Source organism: Lacticaseibacillus sp. 30, assembly GCF_053819265.1.
This window is the reverse complement of record NZ_JBSOQX010000032.1, coordinates 1-18,403: the sequence shown is the minus strand read 5'-3', so window position 1 is coordinate 18,403 and position 18,403 is coordinate 1. Positions and strand designations below refer to the sequence as shown.

At 46.4% G+C, this 18,403-nt stretch carries 21 protein-coding genes and 1 riboswitch; of the genes, 8 read left to right on the top strand and 13 right to left on the bottom strand.

Going from position 1 to position 18,403, the window contains the following annotated elements; genetic code table 11:
- The coding region (locus ACWPAB_RS14130) for a hypothetical protein (protein ID WP_016382091.1) at nt 1–310 on the top strand (310 nt) is incomplete at its 5' end.
- Here ACWPAB_RS14130 and ACWPAB_RS14125 read toward each other — a convergent pair.
- From ACWPAB_RS14125 to ACWPAB_RS14105, 5 genes are all read right to left on the bottom strand, one after another.
- The gene (locus ACWPAB_RS14125) at nt 294–1,016 is read right to left on the bottom strand and encodes a hypothetical protein (RefSeq protein WP_016367201.1); all 723 of its coding nucleotides are present in this window, start codon (nt 1,014–1,016) and stop codon (nt 294–296) included. The genes ACWPAB_RS14130 and ACWPAB_RS14125 overlap by 17 nt on opposite strands.
- 201 nt (nt 1,017–1,217) lie before the next feature.
- Complete coding sequence (locus ACWPAB_RS14120; protein ID WP_003582905.1) at nt 1,218–2,450, bottom strand: hypothetical protein; 1,233 nt, start codon at nt 2,448–2,450, stop codon at nt 1,218–1,220.
- 4 nt (nt 2,451–2,454) lie between these two features.
- On the bottom strand, nt 2,455–3,369 hold the full coding sequence (locus tag ACWPAB_RS14115; RefSeq protein ID WP_016382092.1) for a hypothetical protein: 915 nt from the start codon (nt 3,367–3,369) through the stop codon (nt 2,455–2,457).
- Complete coding sequence (locus ACWPAB_RS14110) at nt 3,366–4,052, bottom strand: ATP-binding cassette domain-containing protein (RefSeq protein WP_003582909.1); 687 nt, start codon at nt 4,050–4,052, stop codon at nt 3,366–3,368. The genes ACWPAB_RS14115 and ACWPAB_RS14110 overlap by 4 nt, the downstream gene beginning before the upstream one ends.
- 76 nt (nt 4,053–4,128) lie before the next feature.
- Nucleotides 4,129–4,443: a hypothetical protein gene (locus ACWPAB_RS14105; RefSeq protein ID WP_016367202.1), complete on the bottom strand. Its 315-nt coding sequence runs from the start codon at nt 4,441–4,443 to the stop codon at nt 4,129–4,131.
- 834 nt (nt 4,444–5,277) lie between these two features.
- Here ACWPAB_RS14105 and ACWPAB_RS14100 point away from each other — a divergent pair.
- Complete coding sequence (locus ACWPAB_RS14100) at nt 5,278–5,808, top strand: Rgg family transcriptional regulator (protein ID WP_016367203.1); 531 nt, start codon at nt 5,278–5,280, stop codon at nt 5,806–5,808.
- Nucleotides 5,809–5,982: 174 nt separating this feature from the next.
- Here the strand turns inward: ACWPAB_RS14100 and ACWPAB_RS14095 are convergent, their stop codons facing one another.
- The 7 genes from ACWPAB_RS14095 to lysA all read right to left on the bottom strand — a co-directional run bounded on the left by ACWPAB_RS14095 (nt 5,983) and on the right by lysA (nt 11,824).
- Entirely contained in the window at nt 5,983–6,348 is a 366-nt protein-coding gene (locus tag ACWPAB_RS14095) for a type II toxin-antitoxin system PemK/MazF family toxin (protein WP_003582912.1), read from the bottom strand.
- Nucleotides 6,345–6,614, bottom strand: coding sequence for a hypothetical protein (locus ACWPAB_RS14090; protein WP_003582915.1), 270 nt, complete (start codon nt 6,612–6,614; stop codon nt 6,345–6,347). The genes ACWPAB_RS14095 and ACWPAB_RS14090 overlap by 4 nt, the downstream gene beginning before the upstream one ends.
- Before the next feature lie 176 nt (nt 6,615–6,790).
- Nucleotides 6,791–7,558, bottom strand: coding sequence for a 4-hydroxy-tetrahydrodipicolinate reductase (dapB, locus tag ACWPAB_RS14085; protein ID WP_003562656.1), 768 nt, complete (start codon nt 7,556–7,558; stop codon nt 6,791–6,793).
- Nucleotides 7,555–8,460 carry a 4-hydroxy-tetrahydrodipicolinate synthase gene (dapA, locus tag ACWPAB_RS14080; protein WP_003572968.1) on the bottom strand — a complete coding sequence of 302 codons (906 nt, stop codon included), beginning with the start codon at nt 8,458–8,460 and terminating at the stop codon, nt 7,555–7,557. The genes dapB and dapA overlap by 4 nt, the downstream gene beginning before the upstream one ends.
- 143 nt (nt 8,461–8,603) lie before the next feature.
- Entirely contained in the window at nt 8,604–9,755 is a 1,152-nt protein-coding gene (locus ACWPAB_RS14075; protein ID WP_003582917.1) for an N-acetyldiaminopimelate deacetylase, read from the bottom strand.
- Nucleotides 9,756–9,762: 7 nt separating this feature from the next.
- Complete coding sequence (gene dapD / locus ACWPAB_RS14070; RefSeq protein ID WP_003572973.1) at nt 9,763–10,467, bottom strand: 2,3,4,5-tetrahydropyridine-2,6-dicarboxylate N-acetyltransferase; 705 nt, start codon at nt 10,465–10,467, stop codon at nt 9,763–9,765.
- A 10-nt stretch (nt 10,468–10,477) separates the two neighbouring features.
- Nucleotides 10,478–11,824 carry a diaminopimelate decarboxylase gene (gene lysA, locus ACWPAB_RS14065; protein WP_003582919.1) on the bottom strand — a complete coding sequence of 449 codons (1,347 nt, stop codon included), beginning with the start codon at nt 11,822–11,824 and terminating at the stop codon, nt 10,478–10,480.
- A 98-nt stretch (nt 11,825–11,922) separates the two neighbouring features.
- A riboswitch (Lysine riboswitch) is annotated at nt 11,923–12,102 on the bottom strand.
- A gap of 435 nt (nt 12,103–12,537) precedes the next feature.
- On the opposite strand from lysA, the gene ACWPAB_RS14060 reads away from it, so the two are divergent.
- From ACWPAB_RS14060 to ACWPAB_RS14050, 3 genes are read left to right on the top strand one after another with little or no spacing between them, the layout of a single operon-like run.
- A complete protein-coding gene (locus ACWPAB_RS14060; protein ID WP_003582921.1) occupies nt 12,538–13,917 on the top strand; it encodes an aspartate kinase in 1,380 nt (459 codons plus the stop codon).
- A gap of 1 nt (nt 13,918) precedes the next feature.
- On the top strand, nt 13,919–14,926 hold the full coding sequence (dapF, locus tag ACWPAB_RS14055) for a diaminopimelate epimerase (protein WP_003582923.1): 1,008 nt from the start codon (nt 13,919–13,921) through the stop codon (nt 14,924–14,926).
- A 3-nt stretch (nt 14,927–14,929) separates the two neighbouring features.
- On the top strand, nt 14,930–15,988 hold the full coding sequence (locus ACWPAB_RS14050; protein WP_003582925.1) for an aspartate-semialdehyde dehydrogenase: 1,059 nt from the start codon (nt 14,930–14,932) through the stop codon (nt 15,986–15,988).
- Nucleotide 15,989: 1 nt separating this feature from the next.
- On the opposite strand, the gene ACWPAB_RS14045 is transcribed toward ACWPAB_RS14050, so the two are convergent.
- On the bottom strand, nt 15,990–16,124 hold the full coding sequence (locus ACWPAB_RS14045) for a hypothetical protein (protein ID WP_016382093.1): 135 nt from the start codon (nt 16,122–16,124) through the stop codon (nt 15,990–15,992).
- Nucleotides 16,125–16,183: 59 nt separating this feature from the next.
- On the opposite strand from ACWPAB_RS14045, the gene ACWPAB_RS14040 reads away from it, so the two are divergent.
- The 3 genes from ACWPAB_RS14040 (at nt 16,184) to ACWPAB_RS14030 (ending at nt 18,120) form a co-directional block, all read left to right on the top strand.
- Nucleotides 16,184–16,561 carry a hypothetical protein gene (locus tag ACWPAB_RS14040; protein ID WP_003582927.1) on the top strand — a complete coding sequence of 126 codons (378 nt, stop codon included), beginning with the start codon at nt 16,184–16,186 and terminating at the stop codon, nt 16,559–16,561.
- A 286-nt stretch (nt 16,562–16,847) separates the two neighbouring features.
- Nucleotides 16,848–17,261, top strand: a complete 414-nt coding sequence (locus ACWPAB_RS14035) for an NUDIX domain-containing protein (protein WP_003572982.1) — start codon at nt 16,848–16,850, stop codon at nt 17,259–17,261.
- Complete coding sequence (locus ACWPAB_RS14030; protein ID WP_016382094.1) at nt 17,254–18,120, top strand: DMT family transporter; 867 nt, start codon at nt 17,254–17,256, stop codon at nt 18,118–18,120. The genes ACWPAB_RS14035 and ACWPAB_RS14030 overlap by 8 nt, the downstream gene beginning before the upstream one ends.
- Nucleotides 18,121–18,403: the final 283 nt, after the last annotated feature.

The following is an 18,403-nucleotide window of genomic DNA, read 5'->3' as shown; positions in this document are numbered from 1 at the left end:
TTACCAGTATATTTCTGACGGCCCTGTATTGATATACTTTTTGTTGCAATTAAGCATATCTCTATCAATATGCTTAATTATGAGGGAGGAGACAAAGAAGATGTGGCGCATACTGTTTTTCTCCCAGTTTTTATCATTGCTTCTAAATCTACTGACGTTATATGCTGGCAACCTGCCATTCTCAACCTACTTTAAACCGTTTACTGTTTATGGCTGGTCTGTATTGACCCAAGTGTTTGGGTTACTGTTGCAGGTGGTAACGGCCGGGCTTTTCATATGGATAAAAAGGGTTATTAAAAATAAAAATTAATTGGTAACGTTAAGTCAGAGTTGTCAAACGTGAAACCATTTTGAATGGCCTTTTCTCGAGGAATATCAATCAAAAAGTTGATAGTTTTCTCTTCATTCGACTTGATCATTGGAAGCGGTGACTGCGGCTGTAGCGCGACTTGTTGATTGTCTGAATAGGCAGTGAAATTTGTTGGGGAAAACGTCAGCGGAATGGCGTAATGATAGTTATGGAAAGTGAGCGAAATGCCGGTCTTATTTTGAGGTGTGTTAGGTAGATACTTGGTTTGGATCGTAAATAGCAGTTGGTTGTTAGCACCGTAATAAGTTATCTTGCTACCAATAGCAACCGGTTTTCGATAAACTGATCGGCGCGGAATTTCGTATGATTCAAGTAGAGGAATGATCTTTTTGCTAGTATGGCGGTGACGTGAAGTTTTCAAAATCAGTTTTGTTGAGGTGGGTCGCAGTCGGTTTAAGCTCACCGTGCCCTTTTTAACCGTCCCAGCAGCCAATTGATTGTTATTCAAATCTTTCAATGTATAGCTGGTATTTGGCTGGGCATGGAAGCTAAGTTTAAGGCCGTTATTGCCGGTCGTTACCTTTACCTTTTTCACGATAGACGGTTTCGTTTCATCCGTATTAGTCTTGGATAAGGCTGATTGTCGCGGCACTAAAAAGAAGACGGTTAAAAAGCTAATTAGCAGAACCGACACGCGTTTTTTCACGACGGAGGCCTCCTGAGATTTTCGTGCGTTTTGACGATAAACAGACGGTGTACAAGGGTTATAGGGCAACAGGATTAATTAATAATAACTATATCATAAGGAAATTACGTTTTCTTGAATGGCTCAAATATGTGCCACCGCCAAAAAACGTACTAGACGTCATGAAAGCAACAGTCTAGTACGTTCGAGAAAAAATGGCGATCACACCCGTTCAACACGACCGCTTTTAGTTGAATCTTTGAATGGATGCCAACTCGCAAAATTAAATGAACTGATTACCTCAACAAGCAACAGGATCATGAACCAAATTGCGATGACAAGTGCTCCTTGTCCAAGTTGTAATCCCGGCAAGTCCACGGACTGGGCAATCGTGCCATTCGCAACACGCCACACATGAAAGAAACTCAGTGGTAACCAGCTAATTGGCGGGATCAGCAGTGCGCTAGCCACCACGAGCAACACAAGACTTGTCGTTAACCAAGCGTTTTTGGAGATGAGTGCCACGCCAATATTAAAGGCTGCAACCAGTGCAATCAGAAGCAACAAGAGGCCTGCAGAGCGAATCAATAGTTGTCCCCTAGTTGTAAAAGTTTCAGAAAAGCTGTTGAAAGCATCCGAATAGGTGTCACTCAGGACAGGGAAATCCAAACTGCCAAAACCGCGAAGTAAACCGGTAACTAATGTTGTTAACGCTAGTGGTAAAAAAACAATCTCGGCTAAGGTCAGACTGATCGTCAAAAACTGCACCATCATCTGTTTGACCAGACTTTCGCCCTGTAGCTGTAACCAATTTGAATGGGCGCGTTTACGGGCTAACTCTTTGGCAAAAAAACCACCTGAAACAATGATACCGATGAGCAGAAGGTAAAATGGCACGTTTTGCTGGAAAAGATATTGTAAATAGTCAAAGCCGCGGACATAAAAAGTAGGGAACCACTCACGCACAAGCTTCTCGGTCTCATCTGGCATCGCTTGTAATTCTTGATCCGTAAATAACAGCCCTTGCGGATAATATGCAGTTATTTTGTGCTGTGCGAGGATTTCATTTTGCTGCACTGTGCGATTAACGGCTTCCAAGTAATCCAGTTTAGCAGCCCCATTCAAGACGGCAATTCGGTAAGCGGTGCCGTCATTCGTTTTAGTAGCCGGTCGCTTACCGCTTACAACTGGTAACTCTGCTGAAAACCAACGATTATAAACGGCAGGAGACTTGTTTAGTTTTTTAAGTTCAAGGGTTAACGTTTCAGGTCTGTTTGCTTGATTTGCACCTTGCCGAATTAACGCTTGGCGATACTTTTGAATAAATTCATTTTGGGCAGCCTGTTGTTGAAAGTTACCGAGAATGCCAACACCCGTCAAAACGGCAATAAGCAGCCAAATCCACCAACGACGATTGCGCTTGATAAATTCAAACTTTAGGTAGTGAAAAAGCATCAGATCACCTCCGGATTCGGGCGGCAAACAGACAGAGAATTTGCCAAATAAAGTAAATAAGGCCAAAGCGGACAACTGATTCAAGCAAGTTTTCTTGAAAGAGCACTTTTAAAGATTGCGCGACATTAGTAGCGTTATTTTGCCAGCCATGATGACCGTTGATAAATGGTTGACCCCAGATTTTGCTAATAAGCAGGCTTAAACTTAATGCAATACCCAGCATCACAAACCATGTGAGTAAGGCAACCAGAAAATTCATACCAAGCCATATCCAACTATTGGGCTGGTTTAACATAACCCACTCGTGTTGCTTGCCGAACCAAGATAAGGTCCAAGTCGTTGACAAGACCATCACCATCAATAAAATGACCGACCAGTGGCTTAACAGGCTGCTGAAGTCTGTTAAGAAAACTGCTGGTAAAGTAGAACTGCCATTAATTTCATAACCCTGATGAGTGGTTAATAGTTTTCGGAAAAGGGATGCTTGGTGCTGATTGGCAATAAGATCGGCGCTAAAATCATCTGGCGTCAGTGTCTTAAGAATCTTTTCTTGATCAAACACTTTTAAGCTGGTCTTTAAATAGTTTCGATTATCACCTTGGAAAAAAGCCTGCTTTTGCTGCTCATATAAACTCGTCAGTTGCTTGGCATGCTGCACTTTTTGCTTTGCTTGTGCCACGCTGACCGGATTTGTTTCATTTGGATGATTGGCAACGTAGATCCAACTGCCATTGGCTTGATGCAACGCGGTTTGTTTCGCTGTCAGCTGAGCGCGTATCGCTTCATGGGTTTGCTGCTGGCGAACGCTGCTTATCAAAAAGAAAGCAACCGCACCAATGACAGCGAGGCCGAGCGCCAAGCTCAGGACAAAGCTTGCCGCCAAACGCCGCCACTCTAAAACAAAGAGCGCTTGCTTCATACTATTGGTGTGAACAGCGCATTGTAGCGCGCTTCGGCTGAATCATGCGGACCTAGCACTTCTTCATGAATCTGATGTCCTGTAATGAAGAAGTAATGCTGGGTGACTTTCATTAATTCGTCTAGATTGTGCGATGAAATTAAGACCGTCACGTCTCGTTGGGCAAGATCAAGTAAGGCCTCGCGAACAAGTTGCAAACTAGTTGGATCCAATCCATTCAGTGGTTCATCGAGTAGGAGGATCGTCGGTTTAACAACCAGCGCCATGACCAACAACAACCGTTGCTTCATACCTAACGAATACTTGCTCACCCGTTGATTCAGAAAATCAGCTGTTTGTAATTGTCCAGCGATAGTCGCAACTGCCTGTCGATCAAGTCGATGAACCGCCGTCAAAAAGTCTAAATGTTGCTGCCCCGTCAAATATGGATAGAGGACTGAATTATCTTGAAGGTAAGCAACTTTTTCAAAGATCAGTTGACGAGTTGCTGGCCTATCAAGTAAACGTATGGTCCCTTTTTGGGGATGGTACAAACCAGTCAGCAAATTCAATAAAGTCGTTTTTCCATAACCATTAGGCGCGACTAACCCATAGATGCCGAAATCATTTATCGTCATAAAGGCATTTTTAAAAACTACTTTATTATGGAATTCAAATGCTAAGTCTTTGACATCCAGAATCATAGAATTTCCTCCAGATATAATTCCGCTTGATGTTAACAGCAGCGCATTCCCCCACAACATCTATAACAAAAACATCTTAGGCGTAAATGTAGCCTGAATACACCCCAGAGTAATTTCCACCCGTAAGTCCTTGCACTCGATCAAGGTATAGTACGCCCTTCATGTACGTGCCATTAACTGTTTTCCCAAAGGAAGTGTTTTTATCGGGATAACGGTGATAGAAATGCTTAATATAGTTTGTAACTCGTGCCTTTGTGGGAGAAATAGTTGCCGTCTCCGATGCTTGCACGATTTGAGGTGGTGTCGAGAAAATAGTCGCGCTCGCGCCTGCCAATGCAGTCGTTGTTATTAAAGCAATTAATGCGTGTCTAATGCTTTTCCCAAGGTCCATGATGATACCCCTCCTAAATGAAGAAATCATAAGTGACGGGGGAACACGCTATTGTTAGCACCAAGAGGACTTGAATAAATTAAAGTATGACGTTTTAAAAGAGATTTCCTGTTCTCAATTGATCGGCTTGATTATAAATCGGGATTATAAATTTAGGCACAAATTGAGAAAATATAAAAGAAGGCTTTTCTATTTTTGCTGTCAGCTCACACTTCTGCCTATGATTCAACAAAAAAGCTTACCTTGGTGTTGAGGCTTTAGTGGTGATATACATAATTGATGCGTCGGCAGCTGAATTAATTATGCTTGTACCTGAACCAGCTGCGACCTAGTTTGCGTGCAATGTTTGACACAGAAGCAACAGGTAGAAGCAAAATTGCTACAGTTTTTGATGAAGCCCCAATCCTGGCAATCTTCATCATATCAACTGACTTTCATTAGCTCCAATGCTTTCAACAAAGGCCTGGAAGACGAGTAAGTTTTTATCTAAAATACTCCAGTGACCCGCAAAATTTAGAAGACAAGCATTTTGCACGATGCTCTTGTGCAAAATAAGTATCTCACACGAAAAAGAATCTGTAAAGCATTTTAAAGATATATTTAAAATAAAAGTTCGCTTTTACAATAAAATATACCATTAAAATATCATTTATAAATAAACTTAATTTTTTAAAGACGTTTTTTAATGAATGGAGCAATTCTGCTAGTTGTTCATTTCTTGCTCGTAGAGCCAAACTACTTGTATGGGCCAAAAACATTTTCGCGGCTGTTTTAGGCGTTCAAAACGGATGACTTCCGACAGTTCGTTTAATCATCCTTATTGTTCAAAGCTGCTTGAATGAATTATCGGGAGAAAATCTTCTTCTCTCAGATGAAGACTGTGACTATGTACAGGATTATCTTCTTCAATCTGGTAAATGGTTCAGTTTCGAATATATTGTTTTTGGTAATCTTGCCCAATCACTACCTGCTTCAGTCAATTTGCGGCTTTGGGAAAAGATGCTGACATCTTTTGATGAATTTCGCTTGCTCACTTATGACGATTTATTCGTCAATATTTTGTATAACTTTTCTGCCTCGTTTTTGAGTCAAAACGATTTGGCTTCGGCCACATACCTTACCGAGTCTCTTGATTTATCAAAATTAGATCATTACGTTCTTTATGTGCGACATCATGTTGTTTTTTTGAAATTACTTTTGAAGTATCGGCAGGACCCAAAAGATTTGCAAAATATCGATCGTTTCAGAAACTTTCTTTTGGGCACACAGATGGTTGATGAAACACTCTTTGACAAAAACATTGACGCCTTAAAGGCACTGGATGTTGACATTGATGTTATCTTGTCGCCAGAACGTGGTGTGTAACGGTTTCCCAGAAGTGTTACGTTGTATAAAAATGTTGTGCATGCCCTCTAGCTTGAATTACTTGTGCAAGAGAATGCAAAAAGCGCAACCTCATGTTTGTACTGAAGTTGCGCTGTGTTTCTGATCCGAGTGTGAGTCGTTCATGCTGAAATCGGCTACTTAAAAAATCTCACGCTAATTAAAGATATCAGTGGCAGCCTGCTTAAGCTCTTTCACCAAAGAGGACTTGGCATGGCCCACTACTTCAAGATGGCAAGCGGCGGCATCATAAGTTGGTAACTGCCAAAGGACGATATTCCCCTTAACGCCGCTCTCGAAGTCAGCAAAAGGTTTTAACATTTCGTTCATGAAGTTATCTGATGAAGTCACGAACATACCAATGACCATTCCTGTTGCCTCGTTATAATCGTCATTTGATAGAACAATGAGTGGTCGCCGAATGTTGCCGTCATTGAGATTGTGACCCCCGTATTCTTTGCCTAAATGCGGTTCAGCGTCAACGAAAACAATGTCACCTTGTTTTGGCGTATTCTGGGTCATACTTCTTTACCTCTTGATGGCTCTTCAGAAACAATACCGATCTCTCTTTTCATCGCATCAAAATCAATCTTTTGAATAGCTTTCGTGTGCCACGGGTTAATTCGTTGTGGCTCATACTTTAAAGTACCATCATCATCAACCAGTAAAAGGTATTCTTGCCCCTCGTTAGCGCCAGCATCGGCAGGTACTGTTAAACTTAGCGAGTTACCAGATCGTCTAGTGGTAAAGCGACCTAGTACGCGATCATGACTCTTCTTTGTATCCATTAAGATCCCTCCCGTAAGTACAAGTATATACGTTTTGCCTGGTAAGTACAAGTACATACGGACGTGTAAAAGACCTTTCGATTAATCATGGTTACTGATTTGGTGATTTATCAAAAATCCAGACATGAACGATTGGCCACACAGACATAAAAAACGCGCTGAGCTGCGCGTTTTTTCTATAAAAAGTTCTCCAACCCCACAACCAATTCATCAGCCGTTTGTACCTTACTAATCGCGACTGCGACGCCTTGCATGAAGCTTTGGCGATCGAAGGAGTCTTGGCGGATGGTGAGGGCTTCACCGGGACCGCCGAAGAGGACTTGTTCGTGGGCAATGTAGCCAGGTAGGCGAACGGCGTGGATCGGGACGTCATCGACACGTTGGCCGCGGGCGTCATTGTCGATGGTTGGCAATGGCTTTTGGGTACGTCCGGCGGCGATTTTGTGGGCGGTGGCGATGGCGGTGCCAGAAGGGGCATCGGCTTTGTCCTGATGATGCATTTCGATGATCTCGGCATCAGGGAAGTAGGCAGCAGCTGCTTGTGCAAATTTCATCAAAAGAACGGCTGAGAGCCCGAAGTTCGGGGCGATCAAGCCACCAAGATGTTTGGCATTGGCAAGTTTGATCAGTCGTTCCTGATTGGCAGGGTCCATGCCGCTGGTGCCGACGATTGGATGGATGCCGGCATTGATGGCAGCTTCAATGTTGGCAGCAACGGCGCTGGGATTGGTGAAGTCGACCCAGACATCTGCCACGTGTGCATGAAGCTGGTCATAGGTGTTGAGTACTTGCACGTTGGTAGGCAAGTTGTAACTTTTTGGATTAAGGTCGGTAATTTTAGGGTCGAAAACGGCGCTTAATGCGAAATCTTGATGTGACTGAACCATTTTGACTGTTTTCTGACCCATGGCACCACGAAAACCGGCAACAAGAACCTGAATCATGCGAGCACCTCCGCTTCAATGGCTGATAGTTCTGGCACGCCCAGTAGATGGGCGAGTTCCTGCTGTTGGCTGGCGTTCAGGGGTAGTAACGGCAAACGTGGGCTGCCGACTTGAAAGCCTAGCGCATTGAGTGCAGCTTTGGTTGGCGCAGGGGATGGAAAATGGAATAGAGCCGCCATTTTTGGCAACAGTTGGCGTTGCAAGGCGGCGACTGTGGTGATGTCGCCACGATCGAGTGCGGCGTACATTTCACGGATACTGTGGGCGTAAAGATGGGCTGCAACGGAAATGACTCCCATCCCACCGAGTGTCTTGATGTTGAGTGCTTGAGCATCTTCGCCTGTCCAAACATTGAAAGCGTCGTGCTTGGTACGGTCAATGATGTCACTCAAGGCAGGGAGGCTGCCGCATTGCTTGATGCCCTGAATCATGGGATTTTGCGCCAGTGTCGCAACGGTTGCTGGTAACATATCAACACCGGTGCGGCCTGGAATGTTGTAAATGACGATCGGCTTCTGCGCCGCTGCAGCAACGGCCGTGTAATGGGCGATCATACCGTTTTGATCTGGCTTGTTGTAATAAGGGACAACAACCAAGGTGGCATCAATACCAGCAATGCCGCCAACTTCATGAGTGAAGGCAGCGGTTTCTTTGGTGTTGTTAGAACCAGAATTAGCAATCACAAGTGCGCGGCCGTGAACCATATCGGCGAAGCGAGTATAAAGCGTGATTTTTTCTGGATGACTAAGTGTTGGTCCCTCGCCAGTGGTAGCACCGACGACAAAACCGTCAGTGCCTTCTGCGATTAAATGATCGACAAGTCGCTGCATGACGCCATAGTCAATTTCGTCGCGATCATTGAATGGCGTCACAATCGCGGTGATCAGTTCTGCTTTTTGCATGATGACCCTCCTATAAACGCGCTACCCAGCCCAGAAACCTACACATAAGGACCTTGGCCGCAATGGCCACTTATGTTCCGGTTTCTACCCGCGCCAGTTCGCGCTCTGTCTTAATGTAACTACTAATGATAATTTGTGCTGGCTTACACTTTTTCAAGCATTCGATGTTCAAGAAAGTGCACAACGGCGGTGACACCGGGCACGAGTGCGGCTTCGTCAGGTGAAAAGTCGGCTGCATGTAGCTGTGAGTCAGGGTCATTGACGCCTAGCCAGAACATGGTGCCAGGAATCTTATTTAATAGATAGCCAAAATCCTCACCTGTCATGACAGGCTTTGTATCGACAAATGTCACGTCAGGATCATCTCTCATCACTTGAATAAAGTCTTTGGTGAGTTTGTCATTATTTTCAACGGGATAGTAGCCGCCTTGGTTCAAGGCAACTTTGACTTGGCAGTTAAAACTGGCGGCAATGCCTTGACCGATGTCACGGATTCGTTGTTGCAGAAAGTCAATCTGCTGCTGGGTGAAGCCGCGTAAAGTGCCTTCGAGATGCGCCCTGCTGGCAATGACATTGCGGATCGTACCTGCGCGCATCAAGCCAAAAGTAATCACGGCGCTGTCGGTTGGTCCGACATTACGGGCAACGACCGTTTGAATCTGACTGATGAAGCTTGCCGCCGCCACGATCATGTCATTGGCATTTTGTGGCAAGGCAGCATGACCGCTTTTGCCGATGAGGTCAACGTTGATTTCGGTTGTGCCGGCAAAAAGGGTGCCGAGGCGTGTGCTGATCGTCCCAGCCGGTAGATCTGGGCGATCATGCAGGCCATAAAACTCATCAATGTGCCAATCGCCGGTGAATGCGCCCATATCGTAGGCGAGCTTGCCGCCATTTTTACTTTCCTCGGCTGGTTGGAAGAAAAAGATGAGGTTATCTTTTGGTTGATGTTCAGCAAAATAACTGAGGATGCCGAGGGCGACAGTCATGTGGATATCATGTCCGCAAGCGTGCGCGATGCCGGAATGCTTAGAGGCAAATGGCAATCCGGTTTTTTCGGTAACCGGCAACGCATCGATATCGGTCCGATAGCCAATCGTACGCTGCGGATCGCGCCCTTGGACCTTGACGAGTAAAGCGGTTGGCAGGTCTGGCAAGGTGCGGATGGTGAGATATGTTTGGGGCAGCCCTTGAATGGTTTTTAGCAATAAGGCGTGCGTTTCTTTTTCCTGCAAGGCTAGTTCGGGGATTTGATGGAGTTGGCGGCGAAGGGTGATGAGGTCAGCTTCCTTCATTAATAAGTCACAGCTTTCTGAGTTCGTCGAGTAGGACGGTTTTGGCTTCGGTTTGGTCATTCACTTGTTTGATGACTTTCGCAGGAACACCAGCGACCACGGTGTGCGCGGGAACATCGTTAATGACAACCGCGCCAGCAGCAATGACCGCGCCTTCACCGACTGTGGTGCCTTCGAGGACAACGGCATTGGCGCCGATCATGACGTGATCACCAATCGTGACGGGCTTAGCTGAAGGTGGCTCCACAACCCCGGCGAGTACGGTGCCAGCACCGATATGGCAGTGCTTGCCGACGATTGCCCGGCCACCAAGGACCGCTCCCATGTCAATCATGGTGCCAGCACCGATTTCTGCACCAATGTTGATAATCGCGCCCATCATGATCACCGCATTGTCGCCAATGAGCACCTGATCACGAATAATGGCGCCAGGTTCAATGCGCGCATTAGCCGCCTTGATATCCAGCAATGGAACCCCGGTGTTGCGGCCGGCGGTTTCAACATAATAGTCATCTAACTTGGCTTTTTTCAAAATGGGTTTAATTTCTGCCCAGTCGCCAATCACGGTGCCGGTATGTTTACCGATGAAAGCATGAACGCTTTTGGGGAAATGCAGCTCGCTTAGTTTGCCCTTGAGATAAACCTTAACTGGGGTGGTTTTTTTGCTATTAGCGATGGTGGAAATAATTTTTTGAGTATCTAACTGTGCCATAATCGGCCTCCTATTTGGTTGCGGCAGTGGCGTCGGTTTGAGCTGGAGCAGGCTGCTCAGTTGGTGCGGCGTAATGTAAGTCATTTTTAATGAGATCAGCATCGGTTTCGCGGGTCACGACCAACTGGGCTTGGCCATTTTCCACGAAAACAACGGCGGGTCGCGGATTGCGATTGTAGTTGGATGCCATTGAGTAGCCGTATGCGCCAGTGTCAAAAACAACAACGACATCGCCTGGTGTGGTTGTGGGCAGCGGTGCATCATCGATCAAAATATCGCCGGATTCGCAATACTTGCCGACCAAGTGGACATGTTCAGCTGGCGCAGCATTTGGCTGGTCAGCTAAAACGGCCGTGTAGGTTGCTTGATACAAGGCAGGACGAATATTGTCGCCCATGCCACCGTCAACGGCAACGTATGGCCGCAATCCCGGGACATCTTTACGGCTGCCGACGGTATAGAGACTATAGCCAGCTGGCCCGACAATCGAACGACCGGGTTCAATCCAGATGGCTGGCAACGGCCAGTTAAGCGTTTGACTTTGTGATTTCAAGGTTGCCAGAATTGCCTTAACAAAGGCTTCTGGTGGCAGCGGATCGTCTTGCTTGGTATAAGCAATGCCGAAGCCGCCGCCAACGTTCAGGACTTTGGGGATGAAGCCGAATTGCTGATGCCAGTTATTAAGGACATGCAGCAGCTTTTGGGTAACGGCTTCGAAACCTGCTACTTCAAAGATCTGGGAGCCAATGTGGGCGTGGATGCCAAGCAGGTTGAGATGATCGTCGGCTAAAATGCGCTTGGCGGCTTCATCTGCTTGACCACTAGCGAGATCGAAACCGAATTTACTGTCGGTTTGGCCTGTCTGGTCATAGGCATGCGTGTGCGCGCTGATACCAGGGGCAACGCGGATTAAAACGTCCTGTTGACCAACGGTGGCACCTAAAAGGTCATCAAGGAGATCCAGTTCGTGAAAATTGTCCACAATGATGGTGCCAACCCCGGCATCCAATGCTTGTGTCAGTTCAGCTTTGCTTTTGTTGTTGCCATGAAAACTGACCGCCGCCATTGGAAAATCGGCTGCCTGAGCGGTGTAAAGTTCACCGCCGGACACCACGTCAACGTGCGCGCCTTCTGACTTGGCGACTTCGTACATCGCAATGGTCGCGAAGGCTTTGGAGGCGTAACTCACGGCATATGACACATCTGCTTCTTCAAAAACCCGTTTAAATGCGCGAATTTGCTGGCGAATGGCGCCAACATCGTACACATAAAGTGGGGTTTGAAATGTTCGGGCCAACTGGCTGGCAGCGACCCCGCCGATGGTTAATTGGCCTTCATGATTTGTGGCAAAATTCATAAGTTCATCCTCCCGAATTTGGCAGGGCGATGGCAAACGAAAAGGGATCCTTTTGTTTGGCCACGCGTCAAACAAAAAGATCCCAACTTGCAATCTACTTGAATGATAGCGCCCCGCTTAGGTTTCTAAGCGACAGTACAGGACTTATTCAATCCTGGCCCAACAGGCTTGCCGATCCCGGCGCGCCCATTTCGGCAACCGCCCCTTTGGCTTGATGTCATCACGAAGGATCCCGCTCGATCAAGCTACTCATGTTGGTTGCAACCTCTATCTGTTTGTCACCAGCCTATAATAAAAAGACGTGGACGTCAAATAAATAATGAGAGCGCGCGAACAGGCCCGCTTAGAAACCGGAGCATAAGCGGCCTCAAGCCTCAATGGCTGGGTCTTGGCCAGTGAGGCTTGAGGTCCTTATGTGCAGGCTTCTGGGCCTGTTCGCGCGCTTTAAGTGAGATAGGTCTGTCTTCGAGGCTTTTAGTTCTCCTATAGTTGGCATTTGTCCGATAGTCCGAGCTGGCCCTGCGGTGACAGAGACTGGTGACTGTGAACTCAGGTCATTAAAAACAAATTTAAAAACATTGTCTCTATGCAGTAACCCGAAAACGTGTCATGTTAGCGACATGCTGGGGCTTGTGTTTCTGGGAGAGTCTGTTAAAGTACAGGATAAAATGACAAAGTTCTCATTTGTCGTGACGTCTAGGAGGCAGTTTATCGTGCGTGTCGTAAAATTTGGCGGTTCATCGCTAGCAAATGGTTCACAATTCGCCAAGGTCGTGGCGATCATGAAGGCTAACCCAGCTCGGCAGGTGATCGTGACGAGTGCGCCAGGTAAACGGCACCCGGGAGACACCAAGGTGACCGATTTATTGATTCAGTATGCACAGGCAGTGATGCGGCATGAAGCTGTGGCTGCCATTGTTGCAGAAATCGTTGCTCGATATCAGGCAATCGCCGATGATTTTGAGCTCGAAGCATCGATCATGGCCGCGATTGAAGAAGAGCTAGACCAGTTACCAAAGTTGACTTTCAAGAACAATGATTATTTAATGGCAGGCTTTAAGGCGCGCGGTGAAAAGTTGAACGCGTTTTTAATGACCGCAGTGTTGAATCATGAGGGGATTGAAGCCACCTATGGCGAACCGAAGTCGTTAGGAATTGTGGTCACAGATCATCCCAATGATGCCGAAGTTTCACGTGAAACCTATCGCAACCTCGCTACATTTCGACGACCAATCGGGGTTTTGGTTGTACCGGGATTTTATGGCTATACCAGCAATGACGATATTGCCACCTTTTCTCGTGGTGGCTCTGATATCACGGGAGCGATTTTGGCTAACGGTTTTCATGCCGACTTATATGAAAACTTTACCGATGTCGATGGCGTAGCGGCTGCTGACCCACGGGTGGTGGCGAATCCGCAAATGATTCGTGAAATGACCTATCGGGAAATGCGAGAGCTGTCTTATGGCGGCTTTGGTGTTTTTCATGATGAAGCGATTCTGCCAGCGATTGCTGGGCAGGTACCGATTAATCTTAAAAATACCAATCATCCTGCTGCTCCAGGGACAATGATCGTCCCAGAACAGCATTTTGTCCCGAAGCATGCCATTACCGGGATTGTAAGTTCCCAACATTTTGGGGCGATCTACCTGCATCGATATCTGTTGAATAAGGAAGTTGGCTTCACTCTGAAGATCCTTCAGGTGTTAGCCCACAATGGCATTAGTTATGAGCACATGCCCAGCGGAATTGATGATCTCACCATTATTTTAGATGATCGCCAGCTAACTGAGGCCAAACGCAAGACAATTTGTGCCGAGATTCAAGCGGCGGTTCATCCAGATGTGCTGAAGTGGATTGATGACTATGCGATCATCATGGTCGTTGGTGAAGGGATGGCGCAACGAACCGGATTGATTCAAACCATTCTACAACCGCTCGCAACCGCCGGTGTTCATGTCTCAATGATTAATGAGGGGGCCTCTCAGATTTCTCTGATGCTGGGAACCTCACGTGAGTCGGCCAATCGCGCTGTTAAAACGATCTACAATGCTTTTTTTATACCGATTAATCAACGTTTGGAGGTGCACTAACATGGTGACTTTGCAAAAGGTTCATGGTTCCGAAAATAGTTTCTTTCTTTTCGATGAAACGCAGTTAACTCAGTCGTTGACAAACACCCAATTAGCAACCGTGACCCAACAGCTAACGAACGCTGAAACAGGTTTGCTTGGCGGTGCGGACGGGGTCTTGGCCATCACGGCGGCGCGGGGAACGGCTGGCAAAATGACGGTGGTCAACACTGATGGTAGTTTTGCTAAATTGTGTGGTAACGGTCTGCGCACGGTTGCACGTTATCTGAGTGAAAAAACTGGGCAAGCGACGTTCAAGGTGCACACGGATTTTGCTGATCTTGCCGTTGCTCGTCAGCCGCAACTGGCAGAAGGCGTACCGGCCTATTCAGTGGAAATTTCGCCGGTTAGTTTTGCGCCTCAGGACTTGCCGTTTGCCAATCTTGGCGTTGACCGAATTGTGGATACTGTTTTGCCAGCGATTCATCCGAGCTTGAAATTCACCGCCATTGCTGTGCCCAACCCGCACTTAATTGCTTTCGTCTCGCCTGAGGTATTAGCTGGGTCCGATCTCGAACGGATTGGCAAGATGCTGAATGCCAAAAATCCTTATTTTCCGGAAGGGGTCAATGTGACTTTTGCTGAAATCTTAGATAAGGATACCTTATTTGCTCGGACGTATGAGCGGGGTGTCGGGTTCACCAATGCATGTGGCACAGGCATGTCAGCAACGACCTTGGCTTTTATTTTGACGCATCCAGAGGAAGCTGCTTTTGATCGGGTCAATACCGTGTATAATCCAGGAGGAATGGTCAAAACAATTGTCCATCATGACGGCGAGCGTTACTGGATTGAATTGATCGGGAATGCAACGGTCACGGCGACGATTACCTTGCCAGACACGGCGTTACTCGCAGGCGACTGGCAACAAGCTAAGATTCACGCGACTGGCGAACAGGCTGAGTATGAACGATTTATTGACGCACTGCCGCATCGGAAGTTAGCAAACACATTGACAGAAGGAGTTTAGATCATGAGTGGTTATCACGTAGCAGTTGTTGGGGCAACTGGAGCTGTTGGCACCCGAATGTTAAAAATGGTGGCAGAAAGTAAACTGCCGATTGCGTCTGTCTTGGCACTTGCCAGCAAGCGCTCAGAAGGAAAGCAAGTCCCTTACCGTGATGGGACGCTGACCGTCCATGAGACGACCGATGATTCATTCAAGGGCATTGATATTGCCTTATTTTCTGCTGGTGGTTCAGTTTCCAAGCGATTTGCACCAGCCGCGGTTAAAGCTGGGGCTATCGTGGTTGATAATACGAGTGCTTTTCGAATGGAACCAGAAATTCCGCTGGTTGTCCCAGAAGTGAATCCGGAAGCGTTGCGGCAACACAGTGGGATCATTGCAAATCCAAACTGTTCGACGATTCAAATGGTCACTGCGCTTGAACCGATTCGGAAAACCTTTGGTCTTAAACAAGTGGTCGTTTCGACCTATCAGGCTGTTTCTGGCGCTGGGCAATCAGCTGTCAATGAATTGCTTGATGAAACTCGCGCTGCATTGGACGACAAACCGCTTGACCCGCAGATTTTACCAACGGCGGGTGACAAGAAACATTATCCGATCGCCTTCAATGCCTTGCCGCAAATCGATGTTTTCGAACCGGATGGCTATAGCCATGAAGAATGGAAAATGATCCACGAAACCAAGAAAATCATGGCTGGGGATATGAATAGCGACACCATCAAAGTGACCGCAACCTGTGTTCGAATTCCGGTGCCAATTGCCCACTCTGAAGAAGTGTACTTCGAAGTCGAAGACGACAAGGCAACTGCCGATGATATTCGCGAGGCATTGGCGCATGCTCCTGGTGTCGTTGTTCAAGACGACCCAAGCCAACAAGTGTATCCGCAAGCGATGAACGCTGTTGGCAGCAAAGATGTTTTCGTTGGCCGCATTCGGCCAGATGCAGAAAACCCACGATTCTTCCATATGTGGAATGTTTCCGACAATCTATTGAAAGGCGCTGCTTGGAATTCCATGCAGATTGCTGAAACGATGGATGCCATGGGACTCATTCAACCTAAGTAAATCATTCGGTGAAAAAGCCGGTATCATCATTGTTCAGGCGGTTCTGAACGGCGACGATGCCGGCTTTTGTGTTGCTTTGAGATTGTTCAAAAATAACACCCGGATTTCTTGCGAGAAGCTTAAGGTTGGTACGCAAGGATTGACCATCCAGATTAAATAACTATAATAGTTAAAAAACAAAGGAGCAGTTGTCAAATGAAAAAGCATCGTTTTGTCATCGCACTGGTGGGTCTGTCACTCTTTGCCGCCAGCAGTACGATTGCGGCTGATATGACGCAGGCGAATATGGATCAACACAGTGTGACCTACACGATCAAAGGCGACGGGTTAATCATCTTCGACAAAACTCGAACCTATCGAACAAAATCAACCGCTGCTGCCTATAAAGGAACTTTCGCCGCCGATGCACCAACGGCCAGCTTTGAAAAGGTCGGGACACTGGCTAACCACAAGGATTATCGCGTTACCCGCAAAATCAAAGTAAAAGCTAAGATGCAAGGCGCTGCTGCACAGACCTTTTTCTATGTGAATGGGCATGGCTGGGTTAAGGGCAGTGACTTGACGCGGGAGTGATTTGTTTTAAAATCAATACCTTCATCTAATTTAAATAACCGTGATGAATCTTTTATATGAAAAAGGTTCATCACGGCTTTTTATTTCCTTATCAGATGTATGAATATATTTATGGTAATAATAGTTGACGTAGCACTGGCAGGCACTATACAATCAAAGCTCTCTTGATGGACTAGTCTCATCACCTCATACGTGAGTGAGGCTTCTAAGCTAGAGATGACGCATCATCGTTTTATCTACTTCTAGAGGATGTTTGAAATGCGAGATAAGCAAAGGGGGGTATCCTGTGGTAAAGGTTCATTTTGGTCTCACTCATAAAAAAGTTGATTCCGTTCTAATCATTCAATTCTTTAACGCCGGTATTATCTGGGTTCATAACTCAAAGCGCCGTTGGGAGTTGACTGGTGGCAAGTTAGAACCGGGCGAGACGATGGTGCAAGCAGCTGTCCGCGAATCGTATGAAGAATCAGGTGCTGTTGTTCAAGCCAGTGCGATTGTGCCGTTGGGCTACTATGTTTTACCCACTGGGCACACGACAGCGGTGGTTAGTGCTAAAGTTGAACGTTTGCAAGCTATTCCTGCGTCTTCTGAGATTGATGATCGGCAAGTATGGTTTAAGCCTGTCCCGGATGCTGAGCGATCTTTTCATGATGATATTTACGCCCAGATTTTTCAACATATCGGGTGGCCGGATGAGTAGCCGCCAATACGGGTTTCTGCTGAATATTTTATCGGTGGCCGTGATGGCTGTGACACCGGTCATGAACAAGTTCTCGATGATCACGCTCTCGCCATTAGCTGCAAGTTTCTACAATGCGCTTGTGTCATTGATCCTGACTTTGGGCACGATCGCCTTTACCAAAACAAAATTAGTTTGGATTAAGCAGCCGATTATTTGGACGTTGGGTTTGACGAATTGTTTAGGCATATTTTTGCAATATATGAGCCTTTTCTTCCTTGATCCGGTCAGCGTCGGGTTGGTCGGCAGGTTTTACATTGTCTTTGCGATATTGCTTTCAGTGCTTCTGCTACGTGAACGATTTGATCGAAAAGAGATTGTTCCGATCGTCTTATGTATAATTGGCACAGCTTTGGTATCTGACTTTTCCGGCGATGTTAATAACATACTGGGGCTGGCTTGTGCGCTTGGCTACACGTTTAGCTTTGCCCTGACCAACACCTTAGCCAAAAAAGCTCTTATCAACATAGACGAGAAGATACTACTCTTATATAACCAAGGCACCGCTGTCGTCATTCTAGGCGGTTTTTTACTCGGAAGCGGACAATTATCCCTCGCGCCGAACCTTGGCATAGGTGCGGTCGCCATCTCAGCCTTTTGTTCTGGCTTTTTGGGCTTACTACTCTTTTATCGCGGCTTGAAGTTTATCTCGTTTCGCGATGCCAATCTCATTCGCGCCTTGAACCCTATCTTTGTCTTAGTATATTCACTACCATTCTTCACAATTCAAATGACGCCAGCGTTTCTGCTTGGCGGTTTCTGTATCATTCTTTCGATTGTTTGGATGTCGTTGCCGATGAAGAAGGTTGGCGTTGATTGAGACGAATGTTTCTTATAGGTTCAGCGAAAGTATAAATGGCATACAAAATAGATTTATTAAAGTACGGCGCAAGAATGCTTTCTTTTTATTGCTCAATAAATCATTTCTTTGTTGATGCGAAAACTGAAACAAAAAGTTGCTGCATATATTCGCTAATAACAGGTGCTATTGCCAAGAGCTGAAGTTGCTTGGTAGTGGCGCTTGTTTTACTTTTAGGATAGAGATAAATACTTTAGAACCATCAAAATTACTTGACTGATAACCATCTCAAAATATATCGATA

Bases quoted from the DNA above. Each gene is read 5' to 3' on its own strand.
- ACWPAB_RS14120 (WP_003582905.1), bottom strand. From the start codon at position 2,450: ATGCTTTTTCACTACCTAAAGTTTGAATTTATCAAGCGCAATCGTCGT.
- ACWPAB_RS14115 (WP_016382092.1), bottom strand. From the start codon at position 3,369: ATGAAGCAAGCGCTCTTTGTTTTAGAGTGGCGGCGTTTGGCGGCAAGC.
- ACWPAB_RS14110 (WP_003582909.1), bottom strand. From the start codon at position 4,052: ATGATTCTGGATGTCAAAGACTTAGCATTTGAATTCCATAATAAAGTA.
- ACWPAB_RS14105 (WP_016367202.1), bottom strand. From the start codon at position 4,443: ATGGACCTTGGGAAAAGCATTAGACACGCATTAATTGCTTTAATAACA.
- ACWPAB_RS14095 (WP_003582912.1), bottom strand. From the start codon at position 6,348: ATGACCCAGAATACGCCAAAACAAGGTGACATTGTTTTCGTTGACGCT.
- ACWPAB_RS14090 (WP_003582915.1), bottom strand. From the start codon at position 6,614: ATGGATACAAAGAAGAGTCATGATCGCGTACTAGGTCGCTTTACCACT.
- dapB (WP_003562656.1), bottom strand. From the start codon at position 7,558: ATGATTCAGGTTCTTGTTGCCGGTTTTCGTGGTGCCATGGGTCAGAAA.
- dapA (WP_003572968.1), bottom strand. From the start codon at position 8,460: ATGCAAAAAGCAGAACTGATCACCGCGATTGTGACGCCATTCAATGAT.
- ACWPAB_RS14075 (WP_003582917.1), bottom strand. From the start codon at position 9,755: ATGAAGGAAGCTGACCTCATCACCCTTCGCCGCCAACTCCATCAAATC.
- dapD (WP_003572973.1), bottom strand. From the start codon at position 10,467: ATGGCACAGTTAGATACTCAAAAAATTATTTCCACCATCGCTAATAGC.
- lysA (WP_003582919.1), bottom strand. From the start codon at position 11,824: ATGAATTTTGCCACAAATCATGAAGGCCAATTAACCATCGGCGGGGTC.
- dapF (WP_003582923.1), top strand. From the start codon at position 13,919: ATGGTGACTTTGCAAAAGGTTCATGGTTCCGAAAATAGTTTCTTTCTT.
- ACWPAB_RS14050 (WP_003582925.1), top strand. From the start codon at position 14,930: ATGAGTGGTTATCACGTAGCAGTTGTTGGGGCAACTGGAGCTGTTGGC.
- ACWPAB_RS14040 (WP_003582927.1), top strand. From the start codon at position 16,184: ATGAAAAAGCATCGTTTTGTCATCGCACTGGTGGGTCTGTCACTCTTT.
- ACWPAB_RS14030 (WP_016382094.1), top strand. From the start codon at position 17,254: ATGAGTAGCCGCCAATACGGGTTTCTGCTGAATATTTTATCGGTGGCC.